Source organism: Ohtaekwangia sp. (assembly GCF_036568665.1).
Classification (GTDB): domain Bacteria; phylum Bacteroidota; class Bacteroidia; order Cytophagales; family Cyclobacteriaceae; genus Ohtaekwangia.
Genome location: NZ_DATCSD010000116.1, coordinates 1 through 18,025 on the forward strand (window position 1 = coordinate 1; position 18,025 = coordinate 18,025).

15 protein-coding genes are annotated in these 18,025 nt (G+C 44.5%); 9 read left to right on the forward strand and 6 right to left on the reverse strand.

The genetic code is table 11. The features are described from left to right. Positions 1-1,353: ATP-dependent helicase C-terminal domain-containing protein (locus tag VIN08_RS05985; RefSeq protein ID WP_331961698.1), on the forward strand; the 1,353-nt coding region annotated here is incomplete at its 5' end. Between the two features lie 234 nt (positions 1,354-1,587). Here VIN08_RS05985 and VIN08_RS05990 read toward each other — a convergent pair. Both VIN08_RS05990 and VIN08_RS05995 read right to left on the reverse strand, forming a co-directional pair. Beyond that, positions 1,588-3,540 (reverse strand): KUP/HAK/KT family potassium transporter, encoded by a 1,953-nt coding sequence (locus VIN08_RS05990; protein WP_331961700.1) that lies wholly within the window; start codon positions 3,538-3,540, stop codon positions 1,588-1,590. Positions 3,541-3,542: 2 nt separating this feature from the next. Beyond that, positions 3,543-4,847 (reverse strand): NAD(P)/FAD-dependent oxidoreductase, encoded by a 1,305-nt coding sequence (locus VIN08_RS05995; protein ID WP_331961703.1) that lies wholly within the window; start codon positions 4,845-4,847, stop codon positions 3,543-3,545. A 204-nt stretch (positions 4,848-5,051) separates the two neighbouring features. On the opposite strand from VIN08_RS05995, the gene VIN08_RS06000 reads away from it, so the two are divergent. Further along, a complete protein-coding gene (locus tag VIN08_RS06000; protein ID WP_331961706.1) occupies positions 5,052-5,798 on the forward strand; it encodes a hypothetical protein in 747 nt (248 codons plus the stop codon). Positions 5,799-5,865: 67 nt separating this feature from the next. Here VIN08_RS06000 and corA read toward each other — a convergent pair whose 3' ends face one another. After that, positions 5,866-6,882 (reverse strand): magnesium/cobalt transporter CorA, encoded by a 1,017-nt coding sequence (gene corA / locus VIN08_RS06005; RefSeq protein WP_331961709.1) that lies wholly within the window; start codon positions 6,880-6,882, stop codon positions 5,866-5,868. A gap of 1 nt (position 6,883) precedes the next feature. Then, positions 6,884-7,741: a mechanosensitive ion channel family protein gene (locus VIN08_RS06010; RefSeq protein ID WP_331961712.1), complete on the reverse strand. Its 858-nt coding sequence runs from the start codon at positions 7,739-7,741 to the stop codon at positions 6,884-6,886. 220 nt (positions 7,742-7,961) lie between these two features. On the opposite strand from VIN08_RS06010, the gene VIN08_RS06015 reads away from it, so the two are divergent. After that, positions 7,962-8,936, forward strand: coding sequence for a polyprenyl synthetase family protein (locus tag VIN08_RS06015; RefSeq protein WP_331961715.1), 975 nt, complete (start codon positions 7,962-7,964; stop codon positions 8,934-8,936). 470 nt (positions 8,937-9,406) lie between these two features. On the opposite strand, the gene VIN08_RS06020 is transcribed toward VIN08_RS06015, so the two are convergent. Next, positions 9,407-9,874: a hypothetical protein gene (locus VIN08_RS06020; protein ID WP_331961718.1), complete on the reverse strand. Its 468-nt coding sequence runs from the start codon at positions 9,872-9,874 to the stop codon at positions 9,407-9,409. A gap of 200 nt (positions 9,875-10,074) precedes the next feature. Continuing rightward, the gene (locus VIN08_RS06025; protein ID WP_331961721.1) at positions 10,075-11,529 is read right to left on the reverse strand and encodes a redoxin domain-containing protein; all 1,455 of its coding nucleotides are present in this window, start codon (positions 11,527-11,529) and stop codon (positions 10,075-10,077) included. Between the two features lie 383 nt (positions 11,530-11,912). On the opposite strand from VIN08_RS06025, the gene gldA reads away from it, so the two are divergent. The 6 genes from gldA (at position 11,913) to VIN08_RS06055 (ending at position 17,973) form a co-directional block, all read left to right on the forward strand. Next, complete coding sequence (gldA, locus tag VIN08_RS06030; protein ID WP_331961724.1) at positions 11,913-12,851, forward strand: gliding motility-associated ABC transporter ATP-binding subunit GldA; 939 nt, start codon at positions 11,913-11,915, stop codon at positions 12,849-12,851. Between the two features lie 25 nt (positions 12,852-12,876). Next, complete coding sequence (gene gldF, locus VIN08_RS06035; protein ID WP_331961727.1) at positions 12,877-13,605, forward strand: gliding motility-associated ABC transporter permease subunit GldF; 729 nt, start codon at positions 12,877-12,879, stop codon at positions 13,603-13,605. Continuing rightward, positions 13,599-15,284, forward strand: coding sequence for a gliding motility-associated ABC transporter substrate-binding protein GldG (gldG, locus tag VIN08_RS06040; RefSeq protein WP_331961729.1), 1,686 nt, complete (start codon positions 13,599-13,601; stop codon positions 15,282-15,284). The genes gldF and gldG overlap by 7 nt, the downstream gene beginning before the upstream one ends. A 1-nt stretch (position 15,285) precedes the next feature. Then, positions 15,286-16,206: a DUF4340 domain-containing protein gene (locus VIN08_RS06045; RefSeq protein ID WP_331961732.1), complete on the forward strand. Its 921-nt coding sequence runs from the start codon at positions 15,286-15,288 to the stop codon at positions 16,204-16,206. Between the two features lie 105 nt (positions 16,207-16,311). Further along, positions 16,312-17,436, forward strand: a complete 1,125-nt coding sequence (gene dnaN, locus VIN08_RS06050; protein ID WP_331961735.1) for a DNA polymerase III subunit beta — start codon at positions 16,312-16,314, stop codon at positions 17,434-17,436. A 45-nt stretch (positions 17,437-17,481) separates the two neighbouring features. After that, positions 17,482-17,973, forward strand: coding sequence for a hypothetical protein (locus tag VIN08_RS06055; RefSeq protein WP_331961738.1), 492 nt, complete (start codon positions 17,482-17,484; stop codon positions 17,971-17,973). The last annotated feature ends 52 nt before the right edge of the window (positions 17,974-18,025 follow it).

Below are 18,025 nucleotides of genomic sequence, written 5' to 3' on the forward strand. Positions count from 1 at the left end.
ACGTGGGTAACCATACCACCGGCCGGTTCTGTAAACCAGGCGAAAGAATTATTGCAGCAACTCAATGCGATTGATGAAGGTCGCATTACGCAACGTGGTAAAGAAATGCTGAAGCTGCCCACGCATCCGCGTATAGCCCACCTGTTGTTAGAAGCTTCTATACCGGCACAGATTTCTCTGGCTTCAGATATAGCGGCTATATTGGAAGAACGTGATCCGTTGCAGAAAGAATCAGGTGCTGATCTTTCTCTGCGAATAGAAGCACTGCGCAAGTGGCGTAAAGGCGAACGTTTCTTTGCTGATCGCTCGGTACTCGAGCGTATTGAACGACTTGCCGCTAACTGGCGAAAATTATTGAAGGTAGATATCGATAACACTATTCCGCGCGATACGGATGTGGGGCGTTTGTTAGTGGCTGCTTACCCGGAACGTATAGCGCAGCAACAGGGTAAACATAGCGAGCGGTATAAATTGGCGAATGGGCGGATAGTAAAATTACAGGAACATGATCCGCTGATGCGCGAAGCGTGGCTTTGTGTAGCGTTACTCGATGCTGGCAGTGGTGAAGGAAAAATATTTCTCGCTGCAGCGCTACAGAGTAATGATCTGATGACATTGGTGCGTGAGCAACAGGTAGTGCGATGGGATGATGAGCGGCAGGCCGTAGTTGCTGTGGTGGAGAAACGTATAGGCAGTCTTATACTCGAAAGTAAAGCTTTAGGATCTATACCGGAAGAAAAAAAGATCGATGTACTCTGTGCGATGATTCAATCAAAAGGACTGAAAGCTATAGGATGGAGTGAAGCACAACAGGAATGGCAGGCACGTGTGATGAGTTTAAAGTTGTGGCGCACGGAAGAAGCATGGCCGGATGTGCGTGAAGAAAATTTACTTGCTACACTGCACGACTGGCTCGCACCGTTTCTTACTGCTATAACAAAGCTCAGCGAGTTGCAGCGACTGGATTGGCATGGTATACTTCCATCATTGTTACCATGGGAGCTGAGTAGTAAAGTAGATATACTCGCGCCCGTACGAATCAAAGTACCCAGTGGTTCGATGATCCAGGTACAATATTTCGAAGACGGACGATCGCCTGTAATGGAAGTTCGCTTGCAGGAGATGTTTGGTTTATCAGAAACACCGGTAGTAAATGAAGGAAGAACCAAAGTATTACTCCATCTATTATCACCCGGCTATAAACCTGTACAGGTAACACAAGATCTCAAAAGTTTCTGGCAAACCACCTATCATGAAGTGCGCAAAGAACTACGCATGCGTTACCCGAAACATCACTGGCCTGAAGATCCCTGGACTGCCGAAGCGGTTCGAGGAGCGAAGAGACGAGGCTAGAGTTACGTGTTTACGTTGGTACGTGTTTAGGTGTGTACGCTGGTACGTGTCGAAGGTTTTTTGTGTTGAGGTGTTGATGTGTTAATGTTTTGAAGTTGATGGAGCGCTACGCGCGGTCTTGTATATATACATCAATCAAACAGTCGATCAATGTCGAAGCACCTTACATCAACACATCAACACGTAAACACATACACACTTAAAAACATACACACTTAAAAACATACACACGTTTTAATCTTCTCTCTCACGCTTGATCTTTACCCTCGCCTGTGGTCCTACCTGGATAGGTACTTTTTCTACCTCGAGGTTGGCGGCTTCTATACCGTAGAGTTCTTCAGTGCTAAGAGAGTGTTCTTTCAGCAATCTATAGCCTTGTATAACGAGGCGATCGAAGCTTGATATCTCGCTGTCGGAAGAAGCCCAGGAGTGAAGGATAATAAATTTGAAGTCGGCCATCATGCTATATTTATGTAGCGATGGATAAGGACTTGTCAGATCGATCTCACCGGCATCGGCCATCTCGTGAATGATCTTGTTGAATAAAAGATTTACCCGGTGGTTGGTCTTGAATCCAAGTTTGATGCGTACAAAGAAGCAGCGCTTCGGTATAATGGTATCGACTACATATTTACTGGTAAACGGACTATCCACGGTTTCTACGTGTACAAACCAGAACACATCGGCTCGCTTCGGTCTTTTCTTGAATATAGAGTATATAATGTTCGAGTCGATATAGCGCTTGCTATCGGCCATCGCTAAATATACCAGGTTACTTGCTTCTTTCGGTACAGTAGTATCGGCTTGCAAATCCTGGATCATGCCTACATAGTGTTTCAGATCGACAAACTCTGTATGGCGTTCGCGAAGCCAGCGTGCGTGCAGCAATACATACATCATCACAAAGAACAACAATGCAATGAGGAAGGTAAACCAGCCACCGTGCTGGAACTTATCGAGGTTTGATACGAGGAACATACCTTCGAGTGAAAAGAACAGTATCGCCAGCGTTGACGAACGGAACTTCGATTTTTTGGCCGTCATGAAATAGAACACGAGCAGCGAGGTAGTCATGAGCATGTTGATCATGATCGCCAAACCATAAGCACCTTCCATGCGGGCCGACTCGCGGAACATAAGCACCACCACGATACAACCGATCATCAATATCCAGTTGATAGCGGGTATATATATCTGTCCTTTTACCTGGCTTGGGTAACGCACGCGGGTAGAGGGCCACAGCTTCAGTTTCATGGCCTCGTTCACCAGTGTAAATGTACCGGAGATCAACGCCTGGCTGGCAATGATCGCGGCCATGGTAGCGATAATGATTCCGAAGATGAGGAACTCCTCGGGTATAATGGCATAGAATGGAATCTGGTCACCCAATGTAGCACCCTGATGTTCGAGCAACCAGGCTCCCTGACCAAAGTAGTTACAGAGTAACGCGATCTTTACATAGGCCCAGCCTACACGAATATTTTCTTTACCGCAGTGACCGAGGTCAGAGTATAGCGCTTCTGCTCCGGTAGTACACAGGAACACAGCACCGAGTAACCAGAAGCCGTGCGGATATTCTACAATGAGATGATAGGCATAGTATGGATTGAGTGCGCGGAATATCTGCGGATGATCGTAGAACTGGAGGATACCAAATATAGCGATAGTGAGAAACCAGATCGTCATGATCGGACCAAAGGTTTTACCCACTACGCTGGTACCAAACTGCTGGAAGATAAACAACACCACCATGATGGCGATTACGATTGATACCGTGGGGATCTGCGGGTTGAGTATACGCAAGCCTTCTATAGCAGACGACACGCTGATGGCAGGCGTAATAAAACCATCGGCTATCAGGGTACAGCAACCGATCACGGCCGGGAAAATTACCCAGGCAGCTTTATACCTTCTTACGAGTGCGTAGAGCGCAAATATACCTCCTTCACCTTTGTTATCGGCATTGAGTGCCAGGTATACATACTTCAACGTGGTGATGAGTGTCAGCGTCCAGAAGACGCAGGAGAGTCCTCCCAATACCAGATCCTCGTTAATGGTTTGTGCTCCGATGATTGCTTTGAAAACATAGAGTGGCGAAGTACCGATGTCGCCATAAATAATTCCGAGGGAAACCAAAACACCTCCAACGGATAATGGTGTAAGGTGTTTGTTTGCTGAATCAGCCATAATTATTGAACGCCGTCTTTAGGACGCGCGATGATTAATCTGTTGCTTTTATCGTACGAGAAGTAACTCATGAGCCAGCTTGCCAGTACAAAGAATTTATTCTTAAACCCAATGATCGAGATGAGGTGTATAAACATCCAGACCAGCCAGGCGAAAAATCCCTGGAACTTGAGCGCACCGAGGTCAGCTACTGCACGGTTTCTGCCGACTGTAGCCATAGCCCCTAAATCTTTATACCGAAATGGTTTGAGTTCTTTCTTGGTTATAAGTCGCTTGATGTTTTGGGCAACGAGGCGGCCTTGCTGTATAGCAGGTTGCGCCATCTGCGGGTGGCCATTGGGAAAATCAGGATCACCTTCCATCAACGCTATATCTCCAATGGCAAATATATTCTCATATCCTTTTACACGGCTATAGGCATCGGTCTTGATGCGTGCGCCTCTTCCCAGCGAATCGGCTGCTATACCCTGTATGGCCTGGCCTTTTATACCGGCCGCCCAGATCATGGTGCGGGTAATTAATTTCTCACCGGTGTTGAATAATACTTCATGTCCATCGTATGACTTCACCACGCAATTGAGGTGAACTTTCACACCCATGTTCTGCAGATATTCCAGTGCTTTCTTCGAAGCTTTCTCAGACATACCATTGAGTACACGGGCATTGGCTTCCACTAAATGTATATCCATGTGACTGAGTTCCAACTCCGGATAGTCTTTCGGGAATACGTGGTTCTTCAACTCACTCAATGCGCCTGCCAACTCTACCCCTGTGGGTCCGCCACCTACAATCACAAAATCCATGAGGCTGTTCATCAGCTCCGGATCATCGGTGAGTAATGCTGTTTCAAAATTCCGGATGATGAGATTACGAAGCTTGATGGAGTCGATGATGGTTTTCATCGCCATGGAATTTTCTTCTACATCTTTCATCCCATAGAAGTTGGTAGTGGCACCGTTGGCGATTACCAGGTAATCGTACTTGACACTTCCTATAGATGTTTCAATGCAGTTCTCTTCCGGTTTTATCTGTGTTACTTCTCCAAGACGAAAGAAGAAATCTTTCTGCGGACCGAAGCGCTTACGAAAAGGAAATACTATAGAACTGGACTCCAGCCCGGAGGTTGCAACCTGGTATAGCAGCGGTTGAAAACAATGGTGATTATACTTATCGAAGAGAACAGTCTGGGCTTTAAAACCCTTGAGGCCTTTTACTACTTCCAAACCACCGAATCCTCCTCCGATGACGATGATGCGGGGTTTGCCCAGATCAGCGATACGCGTGTGCGTGGTAATTAACTTGGGCATGTATATAATGGCAAAAAGTGAAATAAAACGGTCGCAAAGTTAACGCCCTTCCTGCAATCGCAAAAAATAAAAACAAAGAATGTTATAGCTGTTAACCATCGTAATTTTCGTCTGTTTGGCGCGGTTCCAAAATAATTTGTGATGGCCTAATTACAGGACAGCAAAATCAAGTGTATTTTTGCTCATAACCTCAAAAAATCGTTTATGATTAAAAAACTTGCTTACGCCCTGCCTATCGCTGTCATGATAGCCGGCTGTGACACAAAGGAAAAAGATGCGTTACGGTCGCAGGTAGATTCGCTCAAGGTAGAACTTGAGACCAGCCAGAAGATGGCACAGACGTTAACCGAAGTTGGAACCCTGATGGACTCTATAGATGCCAGCCGTCAGTTACTGCGTGTTAACATGGTGGAAGGAACTACCTATGAAGACTATACTTCGCGCATGAAGGATATAAACGGCTACGTGAAGGATACACAACATAAGATCGATGACCTGGAAAAATCTTTGTCAACTTCAAAGTCTCATAACAACGCGAACCTGAAGCTGATTAAAACTCTGAAGGCTCAACTCGAAGCTAAGACGCAGGAGATTGCTGCATTGCAAGAGCAGGTTGATAAGTATAAAGGTGAAAATCAAAATCTGATCACGACTGTAAGCATGCAGGAAGCAGAGCTTGCCGACAAGCAGACACAGATCGAAACAAAATCGCAAGAGTTAGCGCTTATCGAAGCTCGTGTACAAGAGCTGATGATCCAAAGCAAAATGTCTGAAGCAGATGCACTCTTTGCAAGAGGCCAGGCTGTAGAAGAGGCTGCTAACCGTACTAAACTTGCTCCACGCAAGAAGAAAGATACATACCGCGAAGCGATCGAACTATACAAGAAAGCATTGTCGCTGGGTAAGAACGAAGCTCAGGATAAAATTACCGAGCTCGAGAAAAAACTTTAACGTGTGTGCGTTGGTACGTGTCTACGTATGCACGTACCAACGTATTAACGTTAAAACGTAAACACGTTCAGAACCATTTCTTATAGCGGAAGAAGCCGATCATTCCCGCCACGATCAGCACCATAATGCCCCACACCAGATAGTATCCATACTGCCAATCCAACTCGGGCATAAACTTGAAATTCATTCCATATACCCCTACAATAAACGTAAGAGGTATAAATATAGTCGAGATCACGGTGAGTACTTTCATCACTTCGTTCATCTTGGTGTTCATGGCGTTGATGTGTATATCCATGAGACTTGACACCAGGTCTTTATAGGTATCGAGCGAATCAGTAAGATGTATCACGTGCTCGTATACATCGGAGTAGAAGCGAAGGTTTTCTTCTTTTACAAAATCAGATTCTCCTTTTACAATTTTACTTAACGCATCGCGCAGCGGGAACAACGCTTTCCGAAGGTATATCAATTCCTTCTTCAGTTTCTGTATGCGATTAAAAGTACGTGTGGAAGGATTCTGGTATACCGTGTCTTCGATCTCTTCGATCATATCACCGATTCTATCGAGAACGTTATAGTAATTTTCAACAATGATATCGATGAGGCGGTATAGTAAATAGTCAGCCTGCTTTTTACGCACACGTCCCTGGTCAAGACGAATCCGTTCGCGGAAGCCATCAAACCAGTCGCCTTCTTTTTCCTGGAACGATATCAGGTAATTTTTGCCCAACACAAAACTGATCTGTTCATAATCTATACCGGTGCCATCAATGCGGTATAGCATTTTAAGTGTAAAGAAAAGATAGTCATCAAACTCCTCGGCCTTTGGTCGCTGGTCACTCAGTACATCATCAATCAACAGGGAGTGCAGGCAGAAGAAGCCTTGTATTTTTTCAATGATATCCTGGTTGTTGAGCCCGTCAACATTGATCCAGTTAACGCGATCACTTTTGATCTTCGAGAGTATTTCATCTACTGAAGTGCCGGTATATTTGTCGTGCTGCTCCCGGTTATAGGAGATCAGTTCGAGTATCTCACAGTTGGTAGGTGATGTATTCACCGAAGTCTGTTGAGGTGTCATGTCAGTTCTTTAGAGGAGCATTGTCTTTTATATAGATCATCCGTTGCGGATAGGCGAGGGATATACCCGCGTCATCAAAACGGAGTTTCATGCTTTTCAATACATCGCATTTCAGTATAAATCCGGTGGATGGATTTTTAGACCACGCATAGGCGCGCAGTTGCATGGCAGTTTCGGTAATGTTGATCAATCGAACAATTACCTGCGGCTCTCCGCTTTCAATCTCCTCGGTAGTTCGGTTATCAATGCAGTCGGGATGTTTCATACATTCTTCCTGCAGGATGCGCATCGCCTGGTCTACATCCGAATCGAACGATATACCGATCTCTATAAAGAAACAGAGGTTCTCTTCGGCCAGTGTTGAGTTGATGATAGTTTCGTTGTTGATCACCGAGTTGGGTATAACAATTCGCCTGTTCTCAAAATCCTTGATCACGGTGTGGCGGAGTGTTATATCTTCCACATCGCCTGTATACAGTTGGCCTACACGCACGCGGTCGCCTACGCTGAAAGGCCGGAAGATAACAATGAATATACCGCTTACTATATTAGAGAATGCAGACTGCGATGCGAAACCGACTATAGCTGCCAGCACACCGGCACCCGCAAACAAGGCGGTGCCATAACTCTTCAGCTTGGGAATGGAGTTGAAGATGATAATGAGGGCGATGATGTATACTATAAATTCAACGGCATTCTTCAGAAAATTATACTTGGTAGGATCAACTTTTAATTTGGTTGATGCTCCTTTTACCAGGCGACCTATAACAAAACGCAACAGCCTGGCAACGATAAAGGCCACAACAAACACAATGATGGCAAAAAAGATATCGCTCCAGTAATTTCCGATCGGCTTCATGTGGCTAAATACGCGACTTCGAAGGCAATTGTCAATAGGGATAGGAGGCAGGAATTGAACCTTTTGATAGGGCATTTGCCTTACGCTATACGTTGGCGTGCGATAGTATTGTTAAGGAATCATCAAGGTATGATTGCCGGAAGAATAGAGGAGATGAGAATGAAAATGGAATTATGGCGGGACGTACAACGTATCGATTGAATTGTGTATACTTGCGGGCATGTCTTTGAAGTTGGACAACATAAAAGCGCCTATAGCCCGCGAGATGGAGGAGTTTGAACAGAAGTTCCGGGCTTCTATGAAAACGCGTATACTGCTGTTGGACAAGATCATGAGCTACATTGTGAAGCGTAAAGGCAAACAAATGCGGCCCATGTTTGTGTTTTTGAGTGCCGGCACCTGCGGGCAGATCAATGAGTCGACTTTCCGTGGTGCTTCGCTGATCGAGTTGTTGCATACGGCAACCCTGGTGCATGATGATGTAGTGGATGAAGCAAACTATCGCAGAGGTTTCTTTTCAGTAAACGCTCTGTGGAAAAATAAAGTAGCGGTTCTGGTAGGAGACTTTCTCTTTGCCCGCGGCACATTTCTTTCTATTGAGAATAAGGATTTCCATTTATTAAGTATAGTGGCCGATGCTGTGCGCGATATGAGTGAAGGCGAATTGCTGCAGATCGAGAAAGCACGCAGACTGAATATTACCGAAGATATATACTATGAGATTATCCGCCAGAAGACTGCTTCCTTAATTGCGTCTTGCTGTGCTGTTGGTGCCAGCTCTACCGGAGCCAGCGATGAAGTAACGCAGCAGATGAAGTTGTTTGGAGAAAAGATTGGTATGGCTTTCCAGATAAAGGATGATCTCTTTGATTATGGTGAAGACGAGATCGGCAAACCGGTAGGTATAGATATCAAGGAAAAGAAAATGACACTGCCATTGATCTATGCACTTGCCAATGCAGGCTTCCTGGAGAGACGCAAGATCATCGGCATCGTAAAGAACGAAAGCGACAAACCTAAAAAAGTGCGTGAAGTAATCGAGTTTGTAAAAAAATCTGGTGGTATAGAATACGCTGAAAAGGTAATGAACACCTATCACCAGGATGCACTTGCTATACTCAATAACTTCCCCGAATCAGACTATAAGAAATCGCTGATCCAGCTTGTTCAATTTACTATTGACAGACACAATTAAGCAAAAAGCGTGAAACATAAAGTTGAAAGCGGAAAGTATAAAGATGCGCTTTTTAGCTTCTATTGTTGAATGTGCTGTAAAAATATGCCTATCTATAGTTTTGTGCTATTCTGTGAATTCCGTGGGGAATATTTGAATTTGAATATTGAACAAGGAACATCGATTAACGAATGATGAAGTATAAATGCAGAGAGACGGAAAGTCCGAAAGACCGGAAGTCGGGAGCGCTCATCGTCTGCATTTTTCTGCGTTAATCTGCGCGATCTGCGGGAAATATGTATTCTTCTGTGCTAATCTGTGAGTTCTGTGGGAAATATTTGAATTTGAATATCGAACAAGGAACACCGATCAACGAATGTAGAAGTATATAGTTTGTAGTGGCTGCAGCTGGCAGATATAGCAGTATATAAAGGAAAGGCCCCACGCTACACGAGCATGAGGCCTTAGTTCCTAACCTAAACTATGTGAAACTACTGTAATACTATTCTTGAGCGTCCGGCTTCCAGTACAGCATACGCTTTTACAGTTTCGTATGTCTGTGCATCGAGTGAGTTGGACGCTGCTCCCGATTTTTCCGGAGCATATTCTCCGCCATTCTCCCACCACTTCTTCGCGTTTTCGCGGGCTGCTTTTTTATCAACCTCCTCGAAGAGATTGATGCAGGAGTCGGAGATCATCCAGGGTTTTTCAACACTGCTATATTTATCGAAGATCATACTTCGCATCTGCGTTCCGCTGGCAACATTTTTAAAGTGAGAAACGGTATAGGATAATGTTTCGGGTTCAGTCATAATCATATCCCAGTATTTCTTGGAGGCAACGATTTGTGAAGTTGTCAACAGGTAGCCAAATCCGGTTTCAATCGGTTCCCGTGTTATGGGACAGCGCGCTTTCAATTCAGGTTTCTTCTTACCGAGGAGTTTATCAAAAAAGGCCATACTAGGAATATTTAAAGGTTGGTATTAGGAACAACTACAAGTTATATACTATAGATACTTCACGAACATCCAATAGTTGCATATAAGACTGAAAAAATCGTGAAAAAGTTACAAAAAGCCGAAATTACCCTGAATTCGGCTTTTTGTGTCTCTCACATTCGCGCAACTGTACGAATATGAACCTTAAACTGTCCGGTTATTTATAGCTTGGGGCCTGTAGCGCCCTTCAGCTTTTCTGCAGCTTTTGCCTTCTGAAATTTCTCGTAGTTGGTGAAGAACTCATCCAGTTTTTCGGCAGGTATTTTCTTACCTATAATTTTCTTCTTCTCGTCCAGAACGAATAGGCTGGGCGTTGTAACAGCATCGTACAGGTCAGCATACGTTCCTACATACGTGCGAGGTCCGTTTACGGTGATCCATTTCATACCCATCGTTTTAATATAGTCGCGCATCTTGGCCATCGAAGTATCGGTACTTACGGCATATACCTCTACATTAAACTTCGCTTTGTCTTTCGTATAGAAGTCTACGAGCTTGGGTGTTTCAGTTTTACAATGACCACAGTCGGGATCGAAGATATATACAATGGTATATTTATTCTTCAGGTCATACATGGAACGCGGCTTGAAGTTAGCGTCCTGCATAATGAGGTTCGGAGCTGTTTTACCGATCAGACTTTTACGCAGGCGATCAGCATAATCCTTCAGGTTCTGTTTCAGTTTTCCGGTTGCCCAGAAATCCATTTCTCCGGAAGCAAAATATTTATCATAGAGGCGTACATATACTTCATCAAGCCCCATGATCTCCGGTTGCTGATATTTCAGCAGGCAAGTCCACACGGCATATTTATAGGTCTCCTGATTCTTCTTGGCTTTTGCTACAACCTTATCGATCGCCTTTGCTATAGTATCAGGCTGAGGTGCATAAAGTTTGTCGAGATACTCGTTGATCTTCTCGCTATATACCGAACGCGGCATTCGCAGAAGTGCATCGTTGCTCAGGTCAAAATTGTCGAAGAAATGCTCGCGATACCAGCGCAGTTGAAATGTTGAATCGATCGTACCGTTTGCTTTTTTCGGAGCATCCGGAACCTTCACTGCCTGTCCCGACTTAAATATAGTGGCTGTCATGGTGCCGGGATATTTAGCAATGACATCGTTTTGATACGCTACTACTTTCTCATTGATCTTGGTGAAAGCGGCACGTGCATCTTTCTTTTTGTCTTCCGACAGTGTGCTGTCCTGAACTACCTTGATATAGGGCTCCGCTTCTTTATGACGCTCCATGTTGAAGAGCATATTCTCGAAGAAGATCTTGTTATCCGGATCACCGGTAACTTTCATGTTCTTGATATAGTCGTCAGAACTCGTGGCCATGGTGAAGTGCTGGTTGCTGCCAATCACCAGTTCAAATATTTTGGATTTGTCCAGCACCAGGAAATATACTCCGTGTGCGAGTTCTTTCTTGCCATCAAACGTAAATTCTCCTTTGGCATTTGCACGCGCGGTATCTTTCAGGTAAGTGCTCTCACCGTAATAATGTCCGAGATATACCGTAGTATCTTTCCATCCATCTACTTTAAACTTCAGGTTATACCCTGGCTGAGCAAAACAAAATGTGCTGACAAGACTAAAGGCAAAAAATAAGTAGCGCATAATCAATTTCTATTTCGTGCGAATTTCAATATTTCAACGTTCCGGATCAATGCTATTAATGACGATCGCGTGAGTTTTGTAACTAGCTGCTGGCTTCGGGCCGTAAGCTACCAGGGGTGAGAGTGTGGGTAGGGTATGTATTTATACTTCAACATTCGTTAATCGTTATTCCTTGTTCGATATTCAAATGCCAGTGCTTTCCGACTTCCGTCTCTTCTTTCATCGCTACCGCTAAAGTATACACCACCTTCCATTGCCGCTGTTAACGAAATGTTAAACACATACAGCATTAGTCGTCACTGGCCTGGGCTTTCAGGCATTCGGACTGCGTGAGCTTCCGCATTCCATGAAAAACCGTTAAACTTGAAGCTTGAATTAAAAAGATGTCTCTTCAAATCCGAAATCTTACCAAGATCTATGGCCAGCAGCGTGCTGTTCATAATATTTCCTTTGAAGTGGCCGAAGGAGAGATCGTAGGTTTTCTTGGTCCGAACGGTGCCGGTAAATCTACCACCATGAAGATTGCTACCTGCTTTCTTCCACCTACAGAAGGTGAAGTACGTGTAGCCGGTTATGACGTTACCGACTCGCCCATGAAAGTGAAAAGTGTTACCGGTTATTTACCCGAACACAATCCGCTTTACCTGGATATGTATGTGCATGAATACCTGAGTTTCATTGGTCGTTTGTATGGTCTTTCAGGCACTGCGCTGAAGCAGCAGGTGGGTGACATGGTAGAGCGCTGCGGACTTACGCGCGAACAGAATAAAAAGATAGAAGCTTTATCGAAAGGATATCGTCAACGGGTAGGCTTAGCCCAGGCGTTGATTCATAATCCGAAAGTATTGATACTGGATGAACCAACTTCCGGCCTTGATCCAAACCAGTTAGTAGAAATACGAAAGCTCATCAAAGAGATCAGTCAGCAGAAAACCGTGATCTTCTCTACACATATTCTCCAGGAAGTGCAGGCCTTATGCAATCGCGTAGTCGTAATAAATCGCGGAGAGATTGTAGCCGATGATACCGTAGATCGCCTGATGCAGCGACAGGGAGATACTGTTACCGTGATTGCCGAATTTGAACAAGGAGTTTCGGTTGAACAACTGCAACAGCTTGCCGGTGTTATACAGGTAAAGCAGCTCGGAGCTGGTAAGTTTAGTGTAGTGGCTGCAAGAGGTGCCGATGTGAGACCAGCCTTGTTTCGTTTTGCTGCTGATAACAATTTATCGCTGATCGGTTTGAAGCAGGAGGAAACTTCTCTTGAATCGATCTTTCATTCGCTTACCGCGCCATCAGCCGTGGAGCATAACCAAAATTAAATTTACTTTGCAGCGTTTTTGATCCATGCTTCAGGTACTATCCAAAGAATTTAGCAGTTTTTTAAACTCCCTCATTGCCTATGTGGTTATTGGTGTTTTCCTCATGGGCATAGGATTGCTTATGTGGGTGTTTCCCGAAACATCTGTGCTGTCGTATGGCTATGCCGATATGGATACGCTCTTCTCGCTCGGCCCTTATGTATTTATCTTTCTTATACCGGCTATCACCATGCGCAGCTTTGCCGAAGAAAAGAAAGCGGGCACCATGGAGTTACTCATGACCAAGCCGCTGAGCGACTGGGATGTTATACTCGGTAAATTTTTCGCGAGCCTCTGCCTGGTAGTGGTAGCGTTGATCCCTACACTGCTATATTATTTTTCAGTATACCAATTGGGTAATCCGACAGGGAATATAGATACAGCCGGTATAGCAGGTTCTTATATAGGTTTATGCTTGCTGGGCGGTGTGTTTTGTTCGATTGGTATATTTGCCTCATCGATTACGCCTAACCAGATCGTTGCCTTTATTGTGGCAGCATTTCTTTGCTTTATACTTTTTTCGGGTTTCGAATCGCTGGCATCACTCAATGTGTGGTCAGACTATACATTGTTCATCAAGCAACTCGGTATACTATATCACTACGAATCGTTGAGTAAAGGACTGATTGATAGTCGTGATGTGCTATATTTCTTCAGTGTAGCCTTCCTGTTGTTATCGGTTACAAAACTAATCCTGGGCAGCAGACAATGGTAAACTGGAAAAGCAGAAAACTGGGAGACTATCTTTTGTTTGCCAACGGTGTGGTGCTGGTGGTGCTGATTAATTTGCTGGCCGCTCAATTCTTCTTTCGTGTAGATCTTACCGAAGAGAAACGCTATAGTATAAAACCACAGACCCGCGCCATTCTTCAAAACCTGGAAGATGAAGTATATATTGAAGTATACCTGGAAGGCGAACTGAATGCAGGCTTCCGCAGATTTCAGAAATCGATCAAAGAAACGTTAGAAGAGTTTCGGGTATATTCGGGTAACAAGGTACACTATATATTTACCAACCCCGCTATAGCACAAGGACAGAAAGCGCAGGCTGAGTTTATGAACGACCTGGCAAGCCGCGGTATTCAGCCAACCAATGTTATTGATACCAAAGATGGTCAGCGCGTAGAGAAAATCATTTTCCCGGGAGCCGTTGTTTCAGTAGGAGGTATGGAAACCGGTTTGATGTTGCTGAAAGGCAGCACGGCTAAAACTTCGGACGAGCGGATCAACCAGTCTATTGAGAATGTTGAGTTCGAACTGATCAACACGATCTATAAATTATCAAACAGCGATCGTAAACGCATCGGCTTTGTAACAGGACATAACGAACTGGAAGATGCAGACCTTGCCAGCTTTAACAACGATCTGCTGGAAGTATACGATGTATATAAAGTAGATATGGGCAGAACTGCTGATCTGAAAAAATACGATGCATTAATCATAGCGAAGCCGCGCACGGCATTTTCGCAGCAGGATAAATTCAGACTCGACCAGTATATTATGCAGGGTGGCAAAGTAATGTTCCTGCTCGATAAACTGGATGCGAGTATGGACAGTGCTTCGCGTAATGATTACCTCGCTATACCCTACGATCTCAATCTGGATGATCAGCTTTTTAAATATGGTGTTCGTATAAATCCGGATCTGATTCAGGATCAAAGTGCGGCACCTTATCCGATTGTTACCGGTGATGCAGGAGGGAAGCCGCAGATGCAATTGATCGACTGGCCATTCTATCCACTCATTAATCATTATGCCGATCATCCGGTAACACGAAACCTCGATGCTGTGCTTACGCGATTTGTGAGCAGTATTGATACCGTGAAGGCGCCAGGTATACACAAGATTCCTCTCCTGACTACCTCTCAATATAGTCGGGCCATCACTGCCCCGGTAAATGTGAGCGTAAACGAGTTAAGGAAAAATGTGAAGGCTGAAGATTTCTCGAAGAGTTTTATACCCGTGGGATATTTACTGGAGGGTAATTTTACTTCGCTCTTTAAAAACAGATTTATACCGGAAGGGATAGAACAAACACCCATCATTGAAAAAAGTATACCTACACGATTGGTCGTTATTGCCGATGGCGATATAGTGCGCAACGATATAAATCCGAGGAGCAGGCAACCGCAGCCGCTCGGATTCTATCCGTTCACTAATTATACTTTTGCCAACCGCGAATTGCTGATGAATACACTGGCCTATTTAACCGAAGAGAATGGATTGATACAGGCGCGCAGCAAACAGATAAAGATTCGTCCGCTGGATCGTGAAAAAATAAAACAGGAGAAAGTAAAATGGCAGGTGATCAACCTCGGCATTCCTGTTTTACTCGTAATTGTATTCGGTGTACTACGTGCGTATTGGAGAAGAAATAAATTTGCCCGATTCTGATATGCAGGAGAAAAAGAATAAACGGTTGTTGCTTACACTGATCGCGTTATTGCTGGTAACGGGAGGTATATATTGGTATGGCAAAAGAAATACTTCATTCCAGGTGGATAAAGACACGTTCCATTATGCCGATCTAAAATCAGTAAATGAAATTATACTGGAATCTCCGGCAGGCAAAGTTGATCTGAAATTTATGGGATCGGCCTGGCGGGTAAATAATACCTATAATGCCGACCGCGCGATGGTGGAGGTGTTGTTTGCTACACTCCTGAAGGCAGAGCCGAAGCGGCCGGTAGCTATATCGTTGCAAGACTCGGTAGGTAAGGCAGTCGAGAAAAATGGCGTGAAGGTGTCACTGCTGGTAGGGAGCAATGTGGTGGAGCAATTCTATGCCGGAGGAAACGATCGGAAAACACAGGCATTTTTCCGCAAAGCGGGTGAAACTCCCTATATCATGACAATTCCCGGATATCGTGTTTATGTATCCGGAATTTTTGAATTGCCCGAAAACGGATGGCGCGATAAATATGTGTTCGGATTTAACTGGCGGAACTTCAAAAATCTCGAAGCAAATTTTCCTGCGAGTCCAACCGATAATTTTCTCGTGCAGATGGACGATAACTTTTTTGGCGTAACCGGAATTGAATCCGACACTGCGAAGCTCAACAATTATCTTGATGCTGTATCGCTACTCACAGTAGATGAGTATGTTACCACTACACCGGAGCTTGATAGTCTGGGTAAAACAAAACCGGTAATGACCTTAACGATCCGCGATATTGGCGATCATGAATATTCGCTGAGAATTTTTCCGCCCATTAAAAAACAAAAATATTTTGTACAGTCAGGCGATGCGTGGGCGGTGCTGCAGGAAAATAAAATCAGAGGTTTGCTGCGTCCGAAAAGATATTTCGGCAAGTGATTTCGGAATTACTGGTTTTTTTGCATTTTGTCTGTTCGTTTTATAATTCGGTTTTCTTTATAACTTTACCGCCGCTTTAAACAAACCTCAAACACTTTTTCAAGAATGAAGTTCATCGTTAACTCTGCTTACCTGCTGAAGCAACTGTCTAATATCAATGGCGTTATTACCACTAATCCGGTAGTACCCATTCTGGAGAATTTCTTGTTTGAACTGGAAAAAGGAAGTTTGACAGTTACCGCTTCTGATCTTCAGACTTCCATGATCACGGATATCCAGGTGGAGTCGAAAGAAAAAGGAAGCATCGCGGTACCGGCACGTATCTTATTGGATACACTCAAGAACCTGCCTGAGCAGCCTGTTACATTTTCAATAGATGACTCTACCTATAGTGTTGAGATTATTTCTGACAACGGTCGCTATAAACTTTCCGGTGAGAATGCTACAGACTTCCCGAAAGTACCAACCGTTTCGAACGACTTCTCTGCCGAAATCTCTACCGAAGTTTTATCGCGCGCGGTGAACAACACCATCTTTGCTACCAGCAACGATGAGCTTCGCCCTGCCATGACGGGTGTATATGTAAATCTCGGTGATAAGAATACAACATTTGTTGCAACAGATGGTCACCGCCTGGTGCGTTACAGAAGAGCTGATGTAAAATCAGACAATGGCAATTCTATCATTATACCTCGCAAGGCCCTTAACCTGTTGAAGGCTACCTTACCTTCTGAGAATACCGATGTGAGCCTGAATTTCAACATGTCGAACGCGTTCTTCAAGTTCGGCAATATCAAAATGATCTGCCGCCTGATCGATGAGCGTTTCCCTGACTACGACAACGTAATTCCTTCCGGTAATAATATCAAGATGACGATTGAGCGCAACGACCTGCTTGGCGCGCTGAAACGTATCTCTATCTACGCGAACAAAACGACACACCAGGTTCGCCTGAAAATCACAGGAAGTGAACTTCAGATATCAGCAGAAGATCTTGACTTCTCTAACGAAGCAAACGAAAGACTGAGCTGTGAACACGAAGGTGAAGATATCGAGATTGGCTTCAACGCGAAGTTCTTGATCGAGATGCTTACCAACCTTGACTCAGACAAGATCAGACTCACGATGTCTGCTCCTAACAAAGCCGGTGTAATTCTGCCTGTAGAAAAAGACGAGAGCGAAGATATACTGATGCTGGTAATGCCGGTGATGCTGAACCAGTACGTATAGTCAGAGTTTCTGATTCTGCGTTGAACCCCTGAGCTAATCCTGTTTATGAAGGCTTTTTTACTTGCCCTGTTAGTCTTGATTATAGCTGTGCCGGTTAGTGCGCAGTATAATCAGACATTCGCATCGCTTGAAAAATCAACTACTGTTGCGGCCACCAGCCCTATCGTTGTAAAACCACAGGGAGAAGGTACCTATAAGGTATTTATGCCTCCTGGCTTACGCATGCGCAATGCAGGACGCACGCTTACCATTCTGGGTGGTGCTATGCTGATCGGTGGCGTCATCGTATTCAGCAGTGCAGATGAAACTTATTATACCACTACAACAACCAATAACGGAACATACGAAGAAGGCGACCCTAAAGCTGCGCTGGGTATAGTAATGATTGCCGGTGGGTTGGGTATGAGTATACCCGGTGTAATTCTCTGGACCAAAGGTGCCAAGAAGTACAAGCGCTATATGGAGCAACACGAAGGCGAGCAAACCGTATCGTTCGATTTGAAGGGTAACGGGCTAGCGCTTCGCTATCGTTTCTGATTATACGTTATCCGTTAGTTGTTATTCGTTAAGCGTGTGAGGAAATTCAATC

Bases quoted from the DNA above. Each gene is read 5' to 3' on its own strand.
- dnaN (WP_331961735.1), top strand. From the start codon at position 16,312: ATGAAGTTCATCGTTAACTCTGCTTACCTGCTGAAGCAACTGTCTAAT.
- VIN08_RS06010 (WP_331961712.1), bottom strand. From the start codon at position 7,741: ATGAAGCCGATCGGAAATTACTGGAGCGATATCTTTTTTGCCATCATT.
- VIN08_RS06020 (WP_331961718.1), bottom strand. From the start codon at position 9,874: ATGGCCTTTTTTGATAAACTCCTCGGTAAGAAGAAACCTGAATTGAAA.
- VIN08_RS05995 (WP_331961703.1), bottom strand. From the start codon at position 4,847: ATGCCCAAGTTAATTACCACGCACACGCGTATCGCTGATCTGGGCAAA.
- corA (WP_331961709.1), bottom strand. From the start codon at position 6,882: ATGACACCTCAACAGACTTCGGTGAATACATCACCTACCAACTGTGAG.
- gldG (WP_331961729.1), top strand. From the start codon at position 13,599: ATGGTAAACTGGAAAAGCAGAAAACTGGGAGACTATCTTTTGTTTGCC.
- VIN08_RS06055 (WP_331961738.1), top strand. From the start codon at position 17,482: ATGAAGGCTTTTTTACTTGCCCTGTTAGTCTTGATTATAGCTGTGCCG.
- VIN08_RS06045 (WP_331961732.1), top strand. From the start codon at position 15,286: ATGCAGGAGAAAAAGAATAAACGGTTGTTGCTTACACTGATCGCGTTA.
- VIN08_RS06025 (WP_331961721.1), bottom strand. From the start codon at position 11,529: ATGCGCTACTTATTTTTTGCCTTTAGTCTTGTCAGCACATTTTGTTTT.
- VIN08_RS06000 (WP_331961706.1), top strand. From the start codon at position 5,052: ATGATTAAAAAACTTGCTTACGCCCTGCCTATCGCTGTCATGATAGCC.
- VIN08_RS06015 (WP_331961715.1), top strand. From the start codon at position 7,962: ATGTCTTTGAAGTTGGACAACATAAAAGCGCCTATAGCCCGCGAGATG.
- gldF (WP_331961727.1), top strand. From the start codon at position 12,877: ATGCTTCAGGTACTATCCAAAGAATTTAGCAGTTTTTTAAACTCCCTC.
- gldA (WP_331961724.1), top strand. From the start codon at position 11,913: ATGTCTCTTCAAATCCGAAATCTTACCAAGATCTATGGCCAGCAGCGT.
- VIN08_RS05990 (WP_331961700.1), bottom strand. From the start codon at position 3,540: ATGGCTGATTCAGCAAACAAACACCTTACACCATTATCCGTTGGAGGT.